General features: G+C 29.8%; 15 protein-coding genes and 1 pseudogene. 7 read left to right on the top strand and 9 right to left on the bottom strand.

Features of this window, described 5'->3' with window-relative positions; all coding sequences use genetic code 11:
* Window positions 1-280 precede the first annotated feature (280 nt).
* Window positions 281-1,675: a bifunctional metallophosphatase/5'-nucleotidase gene (locus C661_RS0117290; protein ID WP_017416609.1), complete on the bottom strand. Its 1,395-nt coding sequence runs from the start codon at window positions 1,673-1,675 to the stop codon at window positions 281-283.
* Window positions 1,676-2,051: 376 nt separating this feature from the next.
* A complete protein-coding gene (locus C661_RS23750) occupies window positions 2,052-2,192 on the bottom strand; it encodes an Rpn/YhgA-type helix-turn-helix domain-containing protein (RefSeq protein WP_017416610.1) in 141 nt (46 codons plus the stop codon).
* A 343-nt stretch (window positions 2,193-2,535) separates the two neighbouring features.
* On the opposite strand from C661_RS23750, the gene C661_RS0117300 reads away from it, so the two are divergent.
* Window positions 2,536-3,447, top strand: a complete 912-nt coding sequence (locus C661_RS0117300) for an Rpn family recombination-promoting nuclease/putative transposase (RefSeq protein ID WP_017416611.1) — start codon at window positions 2,536-2,538, stop codon at window positions 3,445-3,447.
* A 359-nt stretch (window positions 3,448-3,806) separates the two neighbouring features.
* Window positions 3,807-4,289 (top strand): hypothetical protein, encoded by a 483-nt coding sequence (locus C661_RS0117305; protein WP_017416612.1) that lies wholly within the window; start codon window positions 3,807-3,809, stop codon window positions 4,287-4,289.
* 65 nt (window positions 4,290-4,354) lie between these two features.
* Here C661_RS0117305 and C661_RS24590 read toward each other — a convergent pair whose 3' ends face one another.
* Both C661_RS24590 and C661_RS23245 read right to left on the bottom strand, forming a co-directional pair.
* The gene (locus tag C661_RS24590) at window positions 4,355-4,429 is read right to left on the bottom strand and encodes a hypothetical protein (RefSeq protein WP_500681105.1); all 75 of its coding nucleotides are present in this window, start codon (window positions 4,427-4,429) and stop codon (window positions 4,355-4,357) included.
* A 17-nt stretch (window positions 4,430-4,446) separates the two neighbouring features.
* A pseudogene (locus C661_RS23245) lies at window positions 4,447-4,557 on the bottom strand (transposase); the annotation flags it as partial.
* A gap of 274 nt (window positions 4,558-4,831) precedes the next feature.
* On the opposite strand from C661_RS23245, the gene C661_RS22230 reads away from it, so the two are divergent.
* Genes C661_RS22230 through C661_RS0117320 form a run of 3 tightly spaced genes read left to right on the top strand, consistent with a single transcriptional unit; the run spans window position 4,832 to window position 5,957 of the window.
* Entirely contained in the window at window positions 4,832-5,227 is a 396-nt protein-coding gene (locus tag C661_RS22230) for a PD-(D/E)XK nuclease family transposase (protein ID WP_083861711.1), read from the top strand.
* Window positions 5,155-5,325: a DUF4351 domain-containing protein gene (locus tag C661_RS23250; RefSeq protein ID WP_083861712.1), complete on the top strand. Its 171-nt coding sequence runs from the start codon at window positions 5,155-5,157 to the stop codon at window positions 5,323-5,325. Before C661_RS22230 ends, C661_RS23250 begins: the two co-directional genes overlap by 73 nt.
* A gap of 59 nt (window positions 5,326-5,384) precedes the next feature.
* Window positions 5,385-5,957, top strand: a complete 573-nt coding sequence (locus C661_RS0117320; protein WP_414632545.1) for a Uma2 family endonuclease — start codon at window positions 5,385-5,387, stop codon at window positions 5,955-5,957.
* A 61-nt stretch (window positions 5,958-6,018) separates the two neighbouring features.
* Here the strand turns inward: C661_RS0117320 and C661_RS24035 are convergent, their stop codons facing one another.
* The 3 genes from C661_RS24035 to C661_RS0117335 form a co-directional block, all read right to left on the bottom strand.
* Window positions 6,019-6,282, bottom strand: a complete 264-nt coding sequence (locus tag C661_RS24035; RefSeq protein WP_017416616.1) for a hypothetical protein — start codon at window positions 6,280-6,282, stop codon at window positions 6,019-6,021.
* A 39-nt stretch (window positions 6,283-6,321) separates the two neighbouring features.
* A complete protein-coding gene (locus tag C661_RS0117330) occupies window positions 6,322-8,061 on the bottom strand; it encodes an ABC-F family ATP-binding cassette domain-containing protein (protein WP_017416617.1) in 1,740 nt (579 codons plus the stop codon).
* A 343-nt stretch (window positions 8,062-8,404) separates the two neighbouring features.
* Window positions 8,405-9,448 (bottom strand): RpnC/YadD family protein, encoded by a 1,044-nt coding sequence (locus tag C661_RS0117335; protein WP_017416618.1) that lies wholly within the window; start codon window positions 9,446-9,448, stop codon window positions 8,405-8,407.
* Between the two features lie 249 nt (window positions 9,449-9,697).
* On the opposite strand from C661_RS0117335, the gene C661_RS0117340 reads away from it, so the two are divergent.
* Both C661_RS0117340 and C661_RS0117345 read left to right on the top strand, forming a co-directional pair.
* On the top strand, window positions 9,698-10,981 hold the full coding sequence (locus C661_RS0117340; RefSeq protein ID WP_017416619.1) for a hypothetical protein: 1,284 nt from the start codon (window positions 9,698-9,700) through the stop codon (window positions 10,979-10,981).
* A gap of 127 nt (window positions 10,982-11,108) precedes the next feature.
* On the top strand, window positions 11,109-13,595 hold the full coding sequence (locus tag C661_RS0117345; protein WP_017416620.1) for a hypothetical protein: 2,487 nt from the start codon (window positions 11,109-11,111) through the stop codon (window positions 13,593-13,595).
* A gap of 800 nt (window positions 13,596-14,395) precedes the next feature.
* Here C661_RS0117345 and C661_RS0117350 read toward each other — a convergent pair.
* Both C661_RS0117350 and C661_RS0117355 read right to left on the bottom strand, forming a co-directional pair.
* Window positions 14,396-15,142, bottom strand: a complete 747-nt coding sequence (locus C661_RS0117350; protein WP_017416621.1) for an alpha/beta hydrolase — start codon at window positions 15,140-15,142, stop codon at window positions 14,396-14,398.
* A gap of 381 nt (window positions 15,143-15,523) precedes the next feature.
* Window positions 15,524-16,105: a hypothetical protein gene (locus C661_RS0117355; protein WP_017416622.1), complete on the bottom strand. Its 582-nt coding sequence runs from the start codon at window positions 16,103-16,105 to the stop codon at window positions 15,524-15,526.
* Window positions 16,106-16,204: the final 99 nt, after the last annotated feature.

Consider the following 16,204-nt stretch of genomic DNA (forward strand, 5'->3'; position numbering starts at 1 on the left):
AATTACATTTTACTCTTCCCATATTCAAGTGCCATTTTCTACATATTCATTCATATTATAACATATTATATTTGATGACTTTGTAAAATACTATAAAAAGGTCCAACCAATTAAACTTTTAACTAGTTGGACATCTTACATTGATTTTTATTTTAATTTATTATTTCTTTAGCTATTTTTTTACTCTTACTGCACTCAATTTAATAGTTTCCGCCACAATTTCAATACTAAAGCTCTTAAATTGAAAGCCCTGTGCTCCATCACACATGGCTCCCTCTTACTATTTTAAACCTGCTCCTGGGGTAAGAATCCACCTATCCATAAAAGCTTTTTCAACAAACTCCCTTTTAGCTAGATACTCTTTTAATGTATCTCTCAAATATTCCTTCTTATATCTTACATTTTCATTGTTTTTTAATGATGCATATCCTGTTCCTCTTTGTAGATAATCTGAAGTTGCAATGTAATACCATTTTTCCTCCTGAAGCTTTTCCTCATTTATAAAAATATTCACTATTTTTCTTCCATTATGCTCAATAATAACATTGGATACATGGAGCCTCCCTAAATATTTACCTCTAAAACCTGGGCCCTTACCATCAGTATAGCAGTAATCTGTATCCAAAGAACTTTCCAGGGCTTCCCTTAAATATTTCCCCTGTATGTCAAAGCTGGTGGGATTTAAGGGTGAGGGACTTAATTCTAGAAGCTTCTTCATTGAAACCTCACCTTTTCTCATGCCTCCATTTATAACTCCACTATTTATGAGCCCTATATCGCACTTAAGCACATCCCTTAAGGCATCTGCTAGTAAATTTGTCATCGGGTTTTCCTCAACTACATCATGCCAAAGATCACTTTCAAGGTTATAAAGAGGTACACTTAATTTATCTATAGCCTTTTCCTTATTATCCTTTAATATATGTATAATTTTTTCACAGGGGCTGCATTGCTGAATATTTATATTTTCCCCTTTAATAAGTTCAACCTTTTTATCATTTACTTCTAGTTCTAATACTCCTAAGTTCTCTCCAAAACTACCTGAGGTAAATATTATCTTTCCATTTACTATTTCAGGCTCCTCCATTAATATGTGAAAGTGTCCACCTATTACCACATGAATACCCTGAACATTCATTGCAAGGTCCTTATCCTTGTCCATTCCAAGATGTGACAACACTATGCACAAATCATATTTTCCACTGTTTACTCTTATTTCTTCCTTAACTACTTCTATGTAATCCTTAAAAGCAAGTCCACTTAAGTCATTAAATACACCTAAATCAGGAGATGCACCTATAATTAAAATTCTCAGATTGTTTTTATTTAAGATAAAACTTTTTTTCACTCCATGAATCTCTTTAAAGCCAATACTATATGCATTACTGCTTAAAAAAGGAAGCCTTGAGTTCTTTACCATATTTTTCAAGGTGTCTAAGCCATTAAAGGTTTCGTTGTTACCTACAGCTATAGCATCATAACCACCACACTGAAGTAACTCTAAGGCAGCCATTCCATCTGTTCCTTGTAATTCTAATCTTTTAAAGTCAGCAAAATCCCCTGCATCCAGTATTATTGTAGTTTCATCCTTAAGCTCATTTATTTTACTCACTATTTTTGAAAAATTCTCAAAGTTGCTATGTATATCATTTGTGTGTAATATTTTTAACTTCATATTTATCCCCCAATAATTTTAAAATCTAGTTATTACTTTTACACACTAATTATACAACTTTTGGAATTTAGGTATCAACAAAATATATTTCCTATTCCTTTTCATAGCTCATACCTTTGCGAAGTAAGTTTATAAGAATGAACATTAAGATATGAAGATATCCATAAATTAAGATAAGAATTTAATGAGATGTCTCTTTTATAAACATATCTTTAAAAGAAGAAAAGAAGATATAGTATTCATGAAGATTTGCGGGTACTAAGGTGATTTTTCATACTAAAAAAAACCTTGTAAATCCATAGTGAAAAAGGGTCATGTAATGTGTACACGACCCTTTGATTTAATGACCCCGGGGGTAACTTTGTGATATTATTTCCTAATTAACTCTCTCCTTAAAAAGCTTTTTAACTTCCTCTTCACTTAAGCCAGTTAATTCTATGATAACCACCTTATTATATCCTTTACTAATCATATTTCTCGCAATTTCAATTTTGGCTCTATCTTGTCCTTGTTGCATTCCCTGCTGAATTCCTTTTTCAAACCCTTTTACAATTCCCCTTTTTTCAACCTCAGGGTCATAAAAACTTTTTACATAATCTCAACCTCCTTACTTAATCCTTTATAATAATTGTAGGTATCTATAAAATAATCATTTAAATTCTGTATTACTGATAACATCTCGTTGTAATCTTCTAATGTATTTTTATCACATTTATATGCCTCACTAATAGCTTCAAGTGTATTTTTTTACTCTAACATTTAGGTTTACTTGAGTATTCCGCCCACCGCAAACACCTGTTTGTATATTTATATTTTTCTTGTCAATAATTAAGATATAAGTTATAGAAAGGACTGGTTCCATGCATTATAATAGTGTTATAGAGAACTATTTCGTTAGAGAAAGCTCAGATAAATATGAAGAATTTTTACTTAAGCCAAAGAATGATTTTGTTTTTAAGAAGATTTTTGGTGATGCTAAAAATAAGGATCTTTTAATATCTCTTTTAAATTCTATCTTAAGTGATAAAGTTAATGATGTAACAATTTTAAACTCTGAGCTATTGAAAGAGAATGTTGAAGATAAGAAAAGTGTGTTAGATGTGAGAGCTGTAACTGATGCTGGTCATCATATTGATATAGAAATTCAAGTTTTACGAACTGTTTCTATGCCTGAAAGAAGCCTTTATTACTGGTCAAAGCTCTACATAGAACAAATTACTATTGGTGAAAGTTATAAGAAACTTAAAAAGACCATTGCTATTAACATTGTTGACTATGACTATTTAAATGTAAGCAAATATCATAATATATTTCACATTATGGAAGATGAAACTAAGCTTAAATTAACAGAGGTTTTAGAAATTCACTTTATCGAACTTAGCAAGCTAAGAAATGTTAACAAAATGGATAAATTATCACAATGGATGAATTTTATAAAAGGCGATTCAAAGGAGGTTATTTTAGAAATGGCGAAAGTGAATAGTGACATAGAAAAAGCTTACGATATTTTGAGAACTATGAGCCAAGATAGAGAGGCTCGCGCCCTCTACCTATCAAGAGAAATGGCTCTTCATGATGAAGCAACTAGACGTGAGGAAGCTTTAGAGGAAGGTAGGACTACTCTTTTAATAAAGTTACTTAATATAAAATTTAATGGGTTACCTAGCGACTTAGAGGAAAAAATCAAGAAGCTATCGGAAGATAAGTTTGAGGTTTTATCCCTCAATATCTTTGACTTAAAAACAATAGAGGACATATATAAGTACCTGTAAAACCTATTAGAAGTGTATTTCATTGATTTAAATATAAAAAATTAATACCTGAAATTATGCAGGTGTTAATTTTTTATTTCTTTTTTACTTCACTAGCAAATTAAATCCTACTCACAATTTGTTAATCCCCCCAGAGATGATGGCGTGGAACTGAAAGCCTAATCTTACTAACCACTTTTCCATGCTCACCTACTATAAGTTGACATCTTGTATGTTTTTATGATATACTAATATAGTTGCGAAAGAATGCGCCATATAGCGCAAAATAATTTTATCCATAAATTAAGATATTATTTGACTCTTGTGATTTTGAAAGCAAGAGTTTTTTGTTTTTTATAGCAACAGAAATCGGAGGTAACATGGAAATTTTAATAGTATTTTTACTAAAACTACTGGACAACACGCTAGGCACAATGAAGAATATATATCTAGCCCGTGGAAAGTTCTTTTTTTCTAGCTTGCTAGCAGCCTTGTCTACAACTATATATATGATTGCTGTTGTAAAGATGGCAAGTTCAAATGGCATCCTAAGCATCGTAGCTATATGTGCCGCTACATTTATCGGGACTCTAGTTCCAGGGCTTGCAGTTAAAAAGTCTGAGAAGGAGAAGCTTTACATCTTTGATATCACAGCAGACACCCTGCACAGCGGCAAAGAGTTTGCAGATATTTTAAGAAGTGAGAACATTGCCATAAAAACCAGCGTTGTCTATGACAACACCATGATAAAGACACTTTCCATAAAGGCATACTGTACCAGCAGGAAAGAAAGTAAAATGGTTAATGAAATAATATATCCAGCTTTCAAATACAATGTCTATGCACCAATGAACTTAGACTAAACTCATCCTTAGAAAACAAATACTGTTCACCATTTATTAATCACCCCTGGGTCAACTTTCTCATATTATTTCCTAATTAGCTCTTCACTTAAGCCAGTTAATTCTACAATAACCACCTTATTAAATCCCTTACTAGTCATATTTCTCGCAATTTCTACTTTAGCCTATCTGATACTTTATCATCTACAACTTTACTCCTATACTTTATAACTAATACTAAGTGATAGTTTAGCAAGAATACTGAATGATTATTACTATCTAATTTTATTGATACCACTGCCTTTCAGTCTTTACAACTGAATATAGTTTATTATTTCTGTTGCCTATCGGCAAGTGCTATCCATCTCCCTCCTATAGAGGACGGGAGAATTACGCACATGGAGGTTAAATCCTACTTGAGCACTTTACTCACCTCCAAACATTTGTTTGCATATTTATATTTTTCTTGTCAATAATTAAGATATAAGTTATAGAAAGGACTGGTTTCATGCATTATAATAGTGTTATAGAGAATTATTTCGTTAGAGAAAACTCAGATAAATATGAAGAGTTTTTACTTAAACCAAAGAATGATTTTGCTTTTAAGAAAATTTTTGGTGATACTAAAATTAACAGAAGTTCTAGAAATTCACTTTATCGAACTTAGCAAGCTAAGGAATGTTAACAATATGGATAAATTATCACAATGGATGAATTTTATAAAAGGCGATTCAAAGGAGGTTATTTTAGAAATGGCGAGGGTAAATAGTGAAATAGAAAAAGCTTACGATATTTTGAGGACTATGAGCCAAAATAGAGAGGCTCGTGCCCTCTACCTATCAAGAGAAATGGCTCTTCGTGGTGAAGTAACTAGACATGAGGAAGCATTAGAGGGGGAAGAGTTACCTTATTACTCGAGCTACTCAATAGAAAATTTAAAGGCTTATCTGATGATTTAGAGAAAAAAATCAAAAAGCTTCCTGAAGAGAAATTTAAGACTTTAGCACTAGAAATTTTTGAACTTAATTCAGTAGAAGATATCTATAAGTACCTGTAAGAATCCATTTAATGAATTTAGTATGGTATAATTAGAAATATAAAAACTTCAATAAAGGGGTGAAAAATTTGAGCTTACCACAAGAAAAACTTATGACGCTAGATGAATTTTATAGATACAGGGAGAATAAAGAAGGTATTATTGAATACATTGATGGAATTACTTATATGGCTCCATCTCCTTCAACTAAGCATCAAAGAATATCTATGAGATTGTCTAGCAAATTATATGAATTTTTAAAAGGAAAAGAATGTGAAGTTTTTTCTGCTCCCTTTGACATTAAATTGAAAAGTGATAGAGTTGCTGGAGATAAGATCGTTATTCCTGACCTCTCTGTGATATGTGATAAAAAAGGTCTTGGTGATAGTGGATATGAAGGTGTTCCTACAGTAATTATAGAAATTCTATCCCCTTCAAATCAATCTCATGATTTGGTATTTAAATTAAATTTATATATGCAATACGGAGTAAAGGAGTATTGGATAATTAACCCGATGCTTAACACTGTTCAAGTCTACGTTTTAGATGAAAATTATCAATATGAGCAGGCAGTGGTAAAAAGTGATGTTGGAAAAGTTTCTTCCCATATTTTAAAGGGATTTTCTGTAGATTTGGAAGAACTTTTAACATAGTAATATTTTGAGTTTATGCTGGATATTTTTATAACTAAATTAGTACTTTAAATTATAAAAGTCATGTGTTACACACATGACTTTCTTTGATGTAGTTAGCAAACAAATTGTGTTCATATTTGCTAACTCTCTCTTTAAAAAACTTTTCAACTTGCTCTTCACTTAACCCTTTATAAGAATTGTAGGTATCTATAAAATAATCATTCAAATACTGTATTACTGATAACATTTTGTTGTAATTTTCTAAGGTAATCTTACCACATTTATATGCCTCACTAATAGCTTCCAGGGTATTTTTTAATATAAGATTGTTTAAAAACCCCACATAAGTTTATTTATGCGAGGTTTGTTTTTACCTATAAAATTATAGTAACTTAATCAGCTGTTCTAACTCTTCTGATAACTCTTTTGCAAGGATAAAATCAGTATTCTTTAAAGCCGATTCTATTTTTGTTTCAACTAATTTTTTCTTTTGTTCAGTTTCTAAATAATCTTTATCAAAATGACTAGCATAAATCATCTTTTTAAATTTCTTTATTTTCGTTTTTCTAATTGTTTTATCTTCAATGATTAAAACTGAATCCATACAGTTTACTACAGTGTAGAAATCATGAGAAATCATTAGTACGGCACCCTTATAGTTTTCTAGGGCTTTTTCAAGTGCTATTTGTGAATAGGTGTCTAAATGACTTGTGGGTTCATCAAGCAGCAAGAAATTAGCTTGACTTGCAGCAACTTTAGCTATTTGAAGTATGTTTTTTTCTCCACCAGATAAAGATCCTATCTTTTGATTAAGGGCTTCCTCCTCAAAACCATAGTCTGAAATATAATCTGTAACATCTTCATAAGTTTTAAGCCCAGCCTCTAAGAACTCTTCCATTATGGTGTTAGACTCATTTAGTGTTTTACCTTGAAGTTGAGATAAGTAAGCTACTTCCATGGCCTCATTTATCTCAATGGAAGGATTATTATTTTCAAAGATTTCCCTAAGTAGCGTAGTTTTTCCGGTACCATTGGGACCTATAATGGCTACTTTCTCGTTGGATTTAATCTCAAAGTTCACATTTTCTAGAAGCAACTCATCAAATGAAACACTGTAATCACTAACTTTTAAAGCAATAGTTTCTTCTATTTTATTATCTATAAAAAATCTGAAATTCGGATGTTTAATATCTAGAAATGGCGCTTTAATTCTACGCTTTTCTAATCTTTCATGAATTTTAACTCTGGCCCTTAGAGTCTTTCCTCTAGCACCTTCAGCATCAGTAGTTGCCCTATCTCTTAGTTTTTCTATTAATTTTTCATTTCTCTCAAGTTCTTCATTATCAGCAATTGCTAGTTCTTGCATTTCAATTTTTGTTTGAAGTAATGAGAAGTTATACTCTATATAGCTTCCCTGAAACTCTTGGAGCTCCATGTTTTCAAGGTGTATAATTTTGTTAAAACAATGATTCAGTAAATATCTATTGTGGGTAATAATTAGCATTGTACCCTTGTGTGAATTAATTAGGTTTTTAAGAGAATTAAGGTTTTCAAAGTCTAAAAACACATCTGGTTCATCCATAATCATTAAGTCTGGACTGTTTAACATTTCCTTAATTACTTGAATAAGCTTAAATTCTCCACCACTAAGTTGGGATATCATTAGATCTTTACACTTCATTAAGTTTGCAAGATTTAGGTTTTTATTAATGTTTTTTTCGAAGTCATCTCCATTAATTGCAGCAAAGGCATCCAAGGCTTCTTGGTACTTTTCTAGTAAGGGCTCAACATCAGAAGCTGTTTCCATTTCACTGCAAATTGCTGCTATTTCATTTTGTAGTTTAATAAATTCTTCCGCTATATACTCAAAAACTGTAGTTTCTTCTGTTTCATCTAGCTGCGAGAACTGACTAACATAACCAATTCTACAATTTGGGTCTTTCTCTACCTTACCCTCAAAGATATATTTTTCAGGGTCCATAATTATATCTATCAGTGTACTTTTTCCACTGCCATTTCTTCCTATAAAAGCACAATGCTCCCCCTCTTCTAAGGTAAAGGAAATATTATTATATAAATCCTTTTGCGGAAATGAGTAGGACAAATTTTCAACTTTTATCATATTAATACCTCTCTTTATCATAAAAAAGAGCTTATAAAAATAAGCTCCTAAATGTATTATCTTCTTAATTTTAATTTTTATTTCATTTTTATGTGCTAAACTATTCTACTAAGTTTACCTTTGATAGCATAACACTTTTTATCACTAAGTTCAATGATTAAAAAAATCCATTAATAACACAGGAAATTTATCCTCAAGTTTTTTAGCTTCTGTTAAGAATTACATCTGCCCAACTAACTTCAAATAAATCTTTGAATAATAAAGCAAGTTGTGTTCGCAATTTGTTAATCACATCAGTGGTAGGTTTTTCCTATGCATGTGCTTTCACACATAGCTTCATATTTTAATTCATTATTTCTTTGGCTATTTCTTTTACACGTTGCAAACTTAGTTCTGTTGTCTCTGCTACAAACTCATAGCTCATGCCTTTTCGAAGTAAGTTTCTGGCAGTATTCTCCTTTCCTTTTTGCTCTCCTCTTTTTTCTACCTCTGGATCATAAAAACTTTTGAACATAACCTCTACCTCCTTACTTAAACCTTTGTAATAATTGTAGGTATCTATAAAGTAATCATTTAAATTCTGTATTACTGATAACATTTCGTTGTAATCTTCTAAGGTAATTTTACCACATTTATAGGCTTCACTAATAGCTTCAAGGGTATTTTTTATTGTGATCAATATATGTTCATTTATCTTTTCTATCTTAGCCTTTTTTATTTCTTCTGCCTGTTTGCTTTCCCTTAATCTTTCCATAAACCTTCTGTAATTAAAAAGTTGCAGAGGATATAACAGATATTTATTTTCTTCATGCAACTTTTGAAGATCATATTCCCAATATTTTAGCACATTTATTTCATAGTGAATGCCTTCTTTCTTTGGAAAATTAATTTCTAAAGTAATCTGATCCTCTAACCCCTTCTCTTTTTCTAAAACTATGAGATATGGTTCTGGAAAGTTAATAATTATAGTATTTTTGTCTAGCTCAGTAAGGTTCTTAACAGCTTTATCAAAGCCATATCTAAAAATCCTTATTCCCATGTCCTTTTCATATTTAGTTTGAAATTCAATGGCATAATCATAGAGTTTATCTCTATAAGTAACTTCAATATATAAGTCTGCTCTAAAGCTTAAAAGACCATTATTTATATTTCTGTTTAGATTTTCCACATTAGGATAATAAACCTCTGCATCATATCCAATATCATCACCATAAATAGAATTAAGAAAATCAATAATAGGCTTCTTATTTTTAAGGGTAAATAGTCGCTTCATTATACTATCCATATTTAATGAAGTCTTTTTAGAATTATTATTTGTATCACTTTCATAATTTGAATCTTCTTCTTGAACTAAAGTTATTACATTTCCTTGTTTTAAGTAATACATAAATTCACTTCCTCTCATTAAATATTATTGACTAAAAACTAAATTGTAAACATATGTTCGCACACTTCTCAAAGAAAAATACAATATTTGTTTAATAAGATAAACTGGTTAAGACTACAATTTATTTATTATCACTATGATTTTTTTATATGATCTTATAAAAACAAATTTATTACGGATTTATGTATTACAAAATCCTACTTGGTAATAATTTAGAATGTTATCCAAAATTAATTTAAAGGTGAATATATGAGCGGTTATAGAATTTTAAATTGTGGTAGTTCTATGGAAAATTACTATATTTGTATTAATGAGAAAGTGGCAGGATTTACACAAAGAACTGCAGATGTAGGTGACACAATCTTTTTCTCGGTAAAATACAACAAAAAAAATCTTTGCGGTGCTAAAGGAATTTTATCTGAACTTACAGATTACAAGCCTTGGGAGGATTCTGATAGATATGTTCAATGTTTTAAGGTTAAAAATATGGAATTTTGTACACCTTTTGATATTAGTATCTTAAAAGAGTATGGTGGAAAATCATGGGGGCCTCTTTACTTACAGAGGTCAAAGTTAATCAAGGATTCAGGTGCAATATTAAGACTTGAGAATGAATTTGGTAACAACAAACTTCTAGCCCCAACATATCTAGAAGAGGCATATCAAAATATAGAAACCCTGGATTTAAACTATATTGAAAGTCAGGAATTTGTTTGCACAGATGAAGATGAAGATGAGTTATACAAAGAAGAACCTCTTGAAATCATGGGTACATTTCAAACGGTTAAATTTAAGAATGAAACCGATAAAATAAGTGGGCTTGAACCATTAGTTACTGAACATTTTTATCAGCTATTCCAACATTTTAGCCAAGAAAAAACTATATTAATTCCAGAAAACAGACTATTTCCAACCGCCAGCCTCAAGAACAATAGAAATGAACTCATTATTGGAATAAAAAGTATACCAGATGCCTTACTAATTTCATTCGATAAAGATAGTATAGATGCTCCCTTAAAAATAAACTTAATCGAATATGAATGCTATGGAGAATCTAAATGTAAAACTGTGCAAAAGTTTAATTATCTTAATGAAACTATAATTCCTCAGCTTATTAGATTCGCTTCAACTTTTAGTATTGTTACCGACAATAGCATTAGAGAAAAAACTATAAAAACCTGGATAGATAAGATAATGGATTATATTGATATTGATGAAACATTAACAAAAAAGGTTTATTCATGGATGAAAACTCTTAAGCCAGGTATTAAAGAAAGGCAAATTGATCGTGAGTTGGATAAAATGCTTAGGGCTGGATTTGAAGCAAATATTAGAATTATTTTAATAATAGATGAACTTACTATTGAACAAAAGGAAACAATAAAAAATGTAATAAATTCATTTAAATTAGACAATAAAGCTACCAAAATTAAGAACAACTACATAGAATTTAGTGCATATATCGTTAGACTTGAACAAAAAATTGATATATTTAATAAAGAAGCTTCTTTCGCACTATCTTTTCAAGAATAGTTTTCTAAAAGAATCTATAACCTATAAACAGTTGTAGATTCTTTCTCATTTTTAAAAGACCTAAATTCACGAATAATGCATATTTAAATAAATATAATATATAGAAAGCAATTTTAAAAAGGTCTTTATGAGAAAAAATAGTTTTTTTGAAAAGCTCAATGTAACTAAGCTTGAAAGAGAGGTAGAGTTAGTATATAAAAAAGAGCTTAACTACTACTATCCTGATATTATAATATCAAACCCTTATGGTTGTGATGGACTAATTGAGAAAGGAAAACTGAAGTTAATAATGGAATTAAAATATAATGAAGATTTCGCCGATAGAAGTGTTCAATGCAAAGTTATAGTACAGGCCCTTTATTATATTAAAAAATTTCAAATTAATGACCAAAAGTTGCCTAACATAATACTTATAGGCGATAAAGATGAAGTATTTTTAGTTACTGATAATATAATTAATAAATATATTGACGAAGAAGTTGACTGGTCTCTTGTCCCATCAAAGGCTAGCATGAAGAATATTCGATTAGTTCTAAAAATGGTTAAAGACGACACCATTATACCATTTGTATTTCATATTGATGAAAAGTTCTCATTTCAGACTATAATTAATCAAATCAATGAAATAACAAACGGGCTAAAGACTTATGTTGCAATTACAGAAAAAAACATATCTAGTGTCTTCGATTACTTTATTATAAATGTAATAAGAAATTATAGACAGTATAACACCAATGATTTAGTTAGAATATTTATCACTCTTATGACAAACCCAAATAAAACATATCTACACACAAAAAAGAAAAATATTTTAATTTTACAAGATAAAAGCGAAATATTTATAAATGGGGATAGATTTACATCATTCTTTGAGTACTTTAAAAAAGACTATACTCCTAAAGAAAAAGATAAGTTTACTGAAATTGCAGATAGACTTCTTGAAGATACCTCGCGAAGGAAAAATGGAGAGTTTTATACTCCTACTTCTTGGGTAAGTGAGGCTCATGAAATGATTTCACGTACTCTAGGTGACAAATGGAAAGATGAATATGTAGTATGGGACTGTGCCTGGGGCACTGGTAACTTAACTAGAGATTACTACTTTAAAAATTTATATTGTTCAACTTTGCATAAAAGTGATTTAGAGATAGGAGAAAGATATAATAAATCTGCTGTAAAATTTCAATATGATTTTTTAAATGACGATATTAATTTATTAGAAAATAATTATCTTTTAACAGATCATATAAAAATGCCCATAAATTTATTAGAATCTTTACATCAAAACAAACCAATTGTATTTTTTATAAATCCCCCTTATGGGGCGGCAGGTACAATGAAAACAGACGGGTCAAGCAAGAAAGATATTTGTAAAACAAAAACAAATAGAATTATGAAAAACGATAAAATTGGGTCTTGCTCCCAACAACTTTTTGCCCAGTTTTTATATAAAATATTGTTATTCAAAGCAAAATATAACTTAGATAATGTTGTTATATGCTTATTTTCTTCTCCTATTTTTATGACTGGAAGTTCCTTTAAAAAATTCAGAGAAAAGTTTCTTACCCAATTTGAATATAGGAGTGGCATGCTTTTTAGTGCTGATGAGTTTGATGATGTATCAAAAGGTTGGGGAGTAAGCTTTAACATTTGGACCTCTGGAAAAACGTCAAATAAAAATATTTTCATTCATGAGTTAAAGCAATTAAGTCACGATGTTAGTTTAGGGATAAATAAAATAATTAATTTAGGTAATAAAAAAGTATATAACATTGATGGTAGCAAAAGCTTTTCAGATTGGATAAAAGAAGATATTAATTACAAAACATATGATGCACCTCTTTTAAGTAGTGCACTAGTTATTAAAGAACATGGATATGGTAAACTAGTTAAGGAAGCCCTTGGGTATTATGTTAATTCTGGTAATAGTATATATGATAATAATGGGGATGTTTTCATTGTATCGGGATGTTCATCAAGAGGACATGGTATATCCATACTTCCAAACAATTTTAATAGGGTAATGGCTAATTTTGCTTCGAGAAAGTGCATGACTGGTGAATATTCAAATTGGAAAAACAATAAAGATGAATATTACGCACCCAATACAGGAGATAAAAGATACAAGGAATGGAATTCAGATGCAATTATATACTCCTTATTTAATACATCTTCCAACCAAAGCTCTTTGAGAAATATCAAATACAAGGAAAATCTATGGAATATTCAAAATGAATTTTTCTTCATGTCAAACGACCATATGCTTGATTTGGCAAATAAGTATACTAATGATGAGTTATATATAGATGCTAAAAGTTTTAGAACGGATCGTTATGCATATAAAATTATTAGCGAAATTAAATTATCTTATGAGGCCTCAATTGTTTTAAATAAAGCACGTTACCTTGTAGAAAAATCATTTCAGTTTAGAGACATAATGAATGAAGAACATCCTGAATACTTTCTAAACACATGGGATGCAGGTTGGTATCAAATAAAGTTGATATTAAAAAAATATTTGAAAGAAGACTTATCTGATTTTAATTATCTATATAAAATATTAGAACAAAAGTTAAGGTCACAAATTTATGACTTAGGTATATTAAGAAGATAGATATTATTAATTGAGTAAATTGTACAATTAATTTTTTATATTATAAAATTATTGCAATAAGAATCAACTAGTCTGTAAATGGTTCAATGTTAATTGCAATTTTTCTTCACTATTTGTTTTTCTATAATTATTTGTAGGGTTGTAATTGCAAGAATTATAATCCTATTTTAATATCGTAAATAATAAAATATAATTAGTTAGGTTGCCAATATCTATATTTTATTATTTGCATTAAGTCTTATGTAGGATTCTTACAAATTTTTAATTTGAAATTTTATTAGTCATACCATGGTATTTATGAAGGACTAAACTTTCTAATTCCAGGTAATTTTATATTTATAAGAAAGCAAATTGTTTTAACAATTTGATAATTACCCCAAAATTGCTATTTTTATCCTCAAATTAAGATAGTAATATAATGAGATATCTTAATTTTAAGATATCTTTTAAAAAAAGATAAGAAAACATAGTGATCATGGGAGTTTGGGGTCTTTTAGCAACATTTTCCCCTTTGAAAGCACAATAAATTGTACCATGTAGAATTGCTATGAACACTTGATAAAAAGGTTGTTAAATTGATAAAAGCCATGTGGTATCTCTCCACATGACTTCATAATTTAATCCACTATTTCTTTAGCTGATTCATTAACTTTCACTAAATTAATTCTGTTGTTCCTGTCACAAATTCAATATTATGTCCCTTAGAATAAGATCCTTGCTATTACTATTGATTAAGCTTTATGGATGTAATATAGTTTAGTGCTTTTTCATAACATTTAAGTTTAAGTCACTGACTGTACTTATTTTAAGCTTTCTAAAAGTTTTATAATGTAGGTTGATGCTTCATGGATTTGCTGTTCATTTGTTATAGAAGCTTCTCCATCCCCCTGCTGATGTCCATAATCTCCAAAGCCCCCATGGTTTCCACCTTTTATTTCTATGAACTCTGAATCCTTTGGCACAAGGTTTTTAGCTTCTTTTACCTTATTTAAATCTGCCACCTTATCATTACTTCCCCATAGAGACAACACCTTTAACTGGGTTGAAGTTAAAGCTTTGCTGCTTTGTGGATAGGAAGCTAATAAAACCAGTCCTTTTATTTTATCATGGTCAAAGGCATAATCCGCTGCCATAACTCCACCTAAGGAATGACCTCCTATAACCCATGTGTTTATATCAATATACTTATTTATTATCGCATCTGCCTTATTAGGAGAAAGCACTGCTAGATTAAAGTTCATTTTAGCAATTACAACAGTATATCCCTTAGCAGCTATTTCTTTAGCTAAAGGACCATAGGCTGAAGCCTCTACTTTTCCTCCTGGATAAAAAATAAACCCTATATTTTTTTTCTTAGAAACTGGACTAAATAATATGTCACCATTTTCTTCTACAGTTACAAGAGAATCAGATTTTAAAGTGTTAAAAGCTAAAGAACTAGCTTTATAGTAAGAACTTACATAAATAAAAAATGCTGTGGCTATTACTGCTAAGAAAACACCAATTCCAAGAAAAATTTTAAACTTCAAAGACTTTTTTTCCTTCATTCCATTTCTCCTCGTATAATTGATTTTGTTTATATACTTCTATTATATATCTTTCATAAAGAGTAGGTAAGAATTTTTCTAGAGTAATTTGGAATTTATTTATTAATCTGCCTAGACCTTATCATAGCTTTAACTACAAAGAAAATGAGAATCTGATAGGATAAGCAACTTATTTGCATGTTTTAAAAGCAGGCACTATTTACCATAACAGTTTTTTATCTTTCTCCATGATTGTAGCAATTTCAGAAATTCTATAGGTTCTAATTGAATACTTTCTTCTTTAACTTCCCAAATTGTATTTCTAGTTATAGCATAGAGGCAAAACTTTGGTGATTTAGTGGAGAGTTTTAACCTTTTACCTTTCTAAGACATAGAGCTGTTTTAATTAAGTTCATCAGCTACTAAAGTATTATCCACCAACATCCCATTTATATTAACTCCTAAGTTTTGAAGTTCTGCTATATCAATGTATACGCAGCTGCTGTTTATATACTTTTTCTCACTTTCATCTTCTCTTAGAAGTCGTGCATTAAAATTTCCTAGGCAATATTCTTTATGTCTAATTAGTCTTCCTAAATCGTAAGGTTTATTTTCGTCAAAGCAGCACTGATAGCCTAGTTCTCTGGATTTTTTTATAATCTTATTAAAGAAGGATTTTATGTTAATTCTAAGAACATATCTTGCATTTTTATCTATAATTGCATCATAGTGATGTTTCCATTTTATTTCTCTTTCCTTTGCCAAGGCGTTCATGATTTCAAAGATTATTTCTAGATTGTAAAAGGTTATTTTATTGCTGTCACTGTAGCTTCTTTTAAATGAAGCTTCATTTAAAAGTCTTTTTAATTCCTCCTTAGCTGGCTGATTATCCTTTAATTTTTCCTCTGTTATAACTTGTTCACTTAATATAAGTTCATCCTTTAGGTTTTTAATAGTTCCTTTTTTAATACTATAAATCTCCATAATTAACTCCCCTTCATTTTAGAATTTATATTTAGTTTGTATATTGGTTTCAAAGATTAAAATCTATTATATTCATCATGCGAAAGCCTTAAGGGAAAC

Source organism: Clostridium tunisiense TJ (genome assembly GCF_000300195.1).
Lineage (GTDB): Bacteria > Bacillota > Clostridia > Clostridiales > Clostridiaceae > Clostridium_J > Clostridium_J tunisiense.

Excerpts from the sequence above, each read along its gene's own strand:
- C661_RS0117340 (WP_017416619.1), top strand. The coding sequence starts at position 9,698 with ATGAGCGGTTATAGAATTTTAAATTGTGGTAGTTCTATGGAAAATTAC.
- C661_RS0117350 (WP_017416621.1), bottom strand. The coding sequence starts at position 15,142 with ATGAAGGAAAAAAAGTCTTTGAAGTTTAAAATTTTTCTTGGAATTGGT.
- C661_RS0117290 (WP_017416609.1), bottom strand. The coding sequence starts at position 1,675 with ATGAAGTTAAAAATATTACACACAAATGATATACATAGCAACTTTGAG.
- C661_RS0117305 (WP_017416612.1), top strand. The coding sequence starts at position 3,807 with ATGGAAATTTTAATAGTATTTTTACTAAAACTACTGGACAACACGCTA.
- C661_RS0117335 (WP_017416618.1), bottom strand. The coding sequence starts at position 9,448 with ATGTATTACTTAAAACAAGGAAATGTAATAACTTTAGTTCAAGAAGAA.
- C661_RS0117330 (WP_017416617.1), bottom strand. The coding sequence starts at position 8,061 with ATGATAAAAGTTGAAAATTTGTCCTACTCATTTCCGCAAAAGGATTTA.
- C661_RS23750 (WP_017416610.1), bottom strand. The coding sequence starts at position 2,192 with ATGCAACAAGGACAAGATAGAGCCAAAATTGAAATTGCGAGAAATATG.
- C661_RS22230 (WP_083861711.1), top strand. The coding sequence starts at position 4,832 with ATGAAGAGTTTTTACTTAAACCAAAGAATGATTTTGCTTTTAAGAAAA.
- C661_RS0117300 (WP_017416611.1), top strand. The coding sequence starts at position 2,536 with ATGCATTATAATAGTGTTATAGAGAACTATTTCGTTAGAGAAAGCTCA.
- C661_RS0117345 (WP_017416620.1), top strand. The coding sequence starts at position 11,109 with ATGAGAAAAAATAGTTTTTTTGAAAAGCTCAATGTAACTAAGCTTGAA.
- C661_RS0117355 (WP_017416622.1), bottom strand. The coding sequence starts at position 16,105 with ATGGAGATTTATAGTATTAAAAAAGGAACTATTAAAAACCTAAAGGAT.